We start from the raw sequence: 3840 nt of genomic DNA on the forward strand, positions 1-3840 counted from the left end.
GACGGCTCTTTTCCTACACCGATACACAACTGATACGTTTAGGCGGGCCGAACTTTCATGAAATCCCGATCAACCGTCCCGTCGCGCCCATGCACAACAACCAGCGCGATGGCTTTATGCGGCAGACGGTCAACCGAGGTCAAACCAGTTACGAGCCAAACACCCTCCGTGGCGGCTGCCCATTTCAGGCGGGCGCGGACATGGGTGGTTTTACCAGCTTCGCGGAAAGGATTGATGCCCAGAAGGTGCGCGCGCGTAGCACCAGTTTTTTCGATCACTTCAGTCAAGCGACGCTCTTCTACAATAGCCAGTCCGAGCCGGAAAAAAACCACATCATCAACGCATTGCGTTTTGAGTTAGGCAAGGTAGAGACGCCGGCAATTAGGCAGCGGATGCTGGGCTTGCTCGCGCAAGTTGACAAGACTTTGGCGCGCCGCGTTGCCGAAGGGCTGGGCCTCAGCGTTCCGGCTAAGCTCGATAAGCCTATAAATATGAGCATACCGGCCGATGGTAATCCACTGAGGTTTCAACCAAAGCGCGCTCCTCAGGAGATAACGGTTTCACCAGCGCTGAGCATGGTAAGTAGTCCCAAAGATACCATCAAGACGCGCAAAATCGCTTTTCTGGTTGCCGATGGATTTGACGATGCTGCCGTATTGAATATGAAGAAGGCGCTGATAGCGGCAGGAGCAATGTGCATGACGGTGGCCCCGAGACTCGGAGTCTTGACGGGAGCTGGTGGTGAAACAATCAAAGCGGACTTTAGTTTTCTAACCGGCTCGTCGGTTTTGTTCGATGCGGTTTATGTTCCCGCAGGGGCAGCGAGCGTGGAAGCTCTCAAAAAGGAACCCGAGGCCGTTAACTTCTTGAATGAGGCGTATAAACATTGTAAGACAATCGCGGCAACCGCTGCAGGAGTCGAGCTCCTGAATACCTCAGACGCGCGAGAGGACAGTACCGCCGGAGAGAACTCGGCGGGAGGGGGGCTTGCGGTCAATCACGGTGTCATCACCAGTCGCGGCGCTAGTCTGGATCGCGTGGCAACCGAATTCATTAAGGCTCTCGCTCATCATCGCCACTGGGAGCGCGAGCCAGGTTCATTGACAAACCCATGAGTCGAACGTATACCAGACAGGACCCACCGCTCATACACGAGAAACGAATGGCAAAGTGGTAAATTGTCTAACACGGAACAGCGCCTCTTCCATACCGAGGCGTATGAAGCGATCACGCCCCGGTTGCGCTGCGCGCGGATTGGGAGAACCAGTTGCGGCGCCGCCATGACGAGCTGGGCTTCCGTTATGTGCGCTTTCATGGCTTGCTCTCAGATGATATGGGCACGCTCATCTCGCACCAGGAAAGTCTCTTTACTCGTTCTTCAATGCGGACCAGATTTGTGACTTCCTTCTCTCAATTGGGATGCGTCCCTTCGTCGAACTGAGCTTCATGCCCACCGCGCTCGCCTCCGGGCGCAGTACGGTCTTTCACTATCGCGGGAACATCACACCGCCCCGATACTACCTGCAGTGGGCGACGCTGATTCATAAACTGGTATCTCACTGGGTTGAACGTTACGGTGTCGGTGAAGTGCGTGAGTGGTTCTTCGAGGTGTGGAATGAGCCGAACCTCAAAGCCTTTTGGACGGGCACGCAAGCGGATTACTTCAAGCTTTACCACTATACCGTCGATGCCATTAAGAGCATCAGGGAACGCTTCGAGTCGGCGGCCCCGCGATCGCCCTGAATGAATGGATTTCAGAGTTTCTGGACTACTGCGATAAGGAGAGGTTGCCGGCGGATTTCGTCAGCACGCACCATTATCCGACCGATGCGTTCGGCGAAGAGGGTGACGATACGTTGACCCAGTTGGCAAAGAGCCAGCGAAGCATTCTCCGCGAGCAGGCTCAAGACGCAAAACGCCGCGCTCGGGGCAAGCCACTCTACTACACCGATTGGAATGCGTCATCGAACCCACGCGATTCGCTGCATGATGAACCCTACTCAGCGTTTGCCGTGAAGACCATATGGAAGCAAACGGACTGGTCGAAGGCTACAGCTTCTGGACCTTCTCAGACATCTTTGAGGAGAACTACTTTCCCTCGCAGCCGTTTCACGGTGGGTTTGGGTTGCTGAACCTTCACGGCATTCCGAAACCGGCCTACCGCGCATTTGAGCTGCTGCACTCGTTGGGAAACGAGAGCTTGCTCGTTGACGGTCTGCATGAGACGGTCGATGCCTGTGTTGTTCGTGGAGTCAATAAGACAACGGTGTTACTCACCAACCATGCCTTGCCGCGCCGCTGCCTCGAGAAGCAGCGAGTGAGAATTCAACTAAGCAAGGCGCCTGAGCCGGCAAGCGCGCACGTGAAGCGAATCGACGAGGACCATGCGAACCCGCAACGACTGTGGAAGGATATGGGCGCTCCGGAGTATTTGAGCAGTGCACAGTTGGACAAACTCCAGGACGCATCGCAGCTAAAGCGAGAGCCGGTTGATTTCGAATACACAAGCGGAAGAATTGAGTTTGAAGTCACGCTTCCGGCGAACAGCGTGGCAGCGATCGAATTTGATTTTCCCAACTCCTAGTGTCATGTAACAAAGACTTCGCTAGCGAGTAACAGCCAGTCCTGTAAGGGCGGTCCTCCGTGGCCGCCCCTTCCCATGCGGTGTCATTCAGGGCAGAGAGGGGCGTCTACGGAGGGACCGCCCTTACGGGACCACCGCTATCGAGGTTAAGCTCCATTTTGTTGCGAGGTCTATGGTGAAGCCGAGACAACACTCTTACCCTGACAAGAAGCTCGAGGTGCTTCAGCGCCTTACCTTTGACTATTTCCTGAAGGAAACGAACCCCGAAAATGGCCTAGTCCCGGACAGCACGCGCCAGGGAGCGCCGTGCAGCATCGCTCCAACTGGTTTTGCACTCGCGGGCTATCCCATCGGCGTCGAGCGTGGATTCATCACGCGCGACGACGCGATTCGACGAACCCTCACGACGCTGCGTTTCTTCTGGAATAGCCCGCAGGGTCCGCAACCAGACGCCACCGGCTACAAGGGTTTCTACTATTACTTTCTCGACATGAAGACCGGCCGCCGCGTGTGGAATTGCGAACTGTCGACAATCGATTCGACGTTCTTGATCGCCGGAGCCCTGACCGCCGCGGAGTATTTCAATCGCGACACTGAAGATGAACGCGAGATTCGCACACTTGGCGACGCCATCTATCGCCGCGCGGACTGGCAATGGGCTCAGACCCGAGGAGTGCCTGTCACGCACGGCTGGAGACCCGAAAGCGGGTTCATCAAGTACCGTTGGCAAGGCTACAATGAGGCTCTGATTCTCTACATCCTCGGCCTCGCTTCGCCAGAACACCCGTTGCCGGAAAAGAGTTACAAGGCGTGGACCAGCACTTATGAATGGAGGATCCTTTACGGCCGCGAGTTTCTCTACGCAGGTCCGCTCTTCATTCATCAGCTTTCGCACATGTGGATCGACTTTCGCGGGATTCAGGACGGGTACATGCGCAACAAGGCGATCGACTATTTCGAGAACAGCCGGCGCGCTACTTACATTCAGCAGCAGTACGCGATCCGCAATCCAAGAGGCTTTGCAGGTTATGGTGAATACATTTGGGGTCTCACGGCAAGCGATGGTCCAGGACCGGCAAGCAAAAAGATCGGAGGCAAGCTGCGGCGATTCTACGACTACGAAGCGCGCGGTATTCCAAACGGCCCGGATGACGGCACGCTGGCTCCGTGGGCGGTGATCGCTTCACTTCCGTTCGCGCCTGAGATCGTGTTGCCGTCGATCCAATATTTCGACGAGACCTTCCCTGAGATGACCA

The 3840-nt window shown here is 55.9% G+C and carries 2 protein-coding genes and 2 pseudogenes; all 4 read left to right on the forward strand.

All coding sequences use genetic code 11. The annotated features are described in order from the left end of the window. Positions 1 to 1115: catalase-related domain-containing protein (locus AABO57_28930; GenBank protein MEK6289759.1), on the forward strand; the 1115-nt coding region annotated here is incomplete at its 5' end. 125 nt (positions 1116 to 1240) lie between these two features. After that, positions 1241 to 1441 (forward strand): annotated as a pseudogene (locus tag AABO57_28935) (beta-xylosidase). Continuing rightward, a pseudogene (locus AABO57_28940) lies at positions 1414 to 2584 on the forward strand (beta-xylosidase). Before AABO57_28935 ends, AABO57_28940 begins: the two co-directional pseudogenes overlap by 28 nt. Positions 2585 to 2759: 175 nt before the next feature. Next, a partial coding sequence (locus AABO57_28945) for a glucoamylase family protein (protein ID MEK6289760.1) occupies positions 2760 to 3840 on the forward strand: 1081 nt, incomplete at its 3' end.

The organism is Acidobacteriota bacterium, from assembly GCA_038040445.1.
In the GTDB taxonomy this organism is placed as follows: Bacteria; Acidobacteriota; Blastocatellia; order UBA7656; family UBA7656; genus Onstottus_A; species Onstottus_A frigus.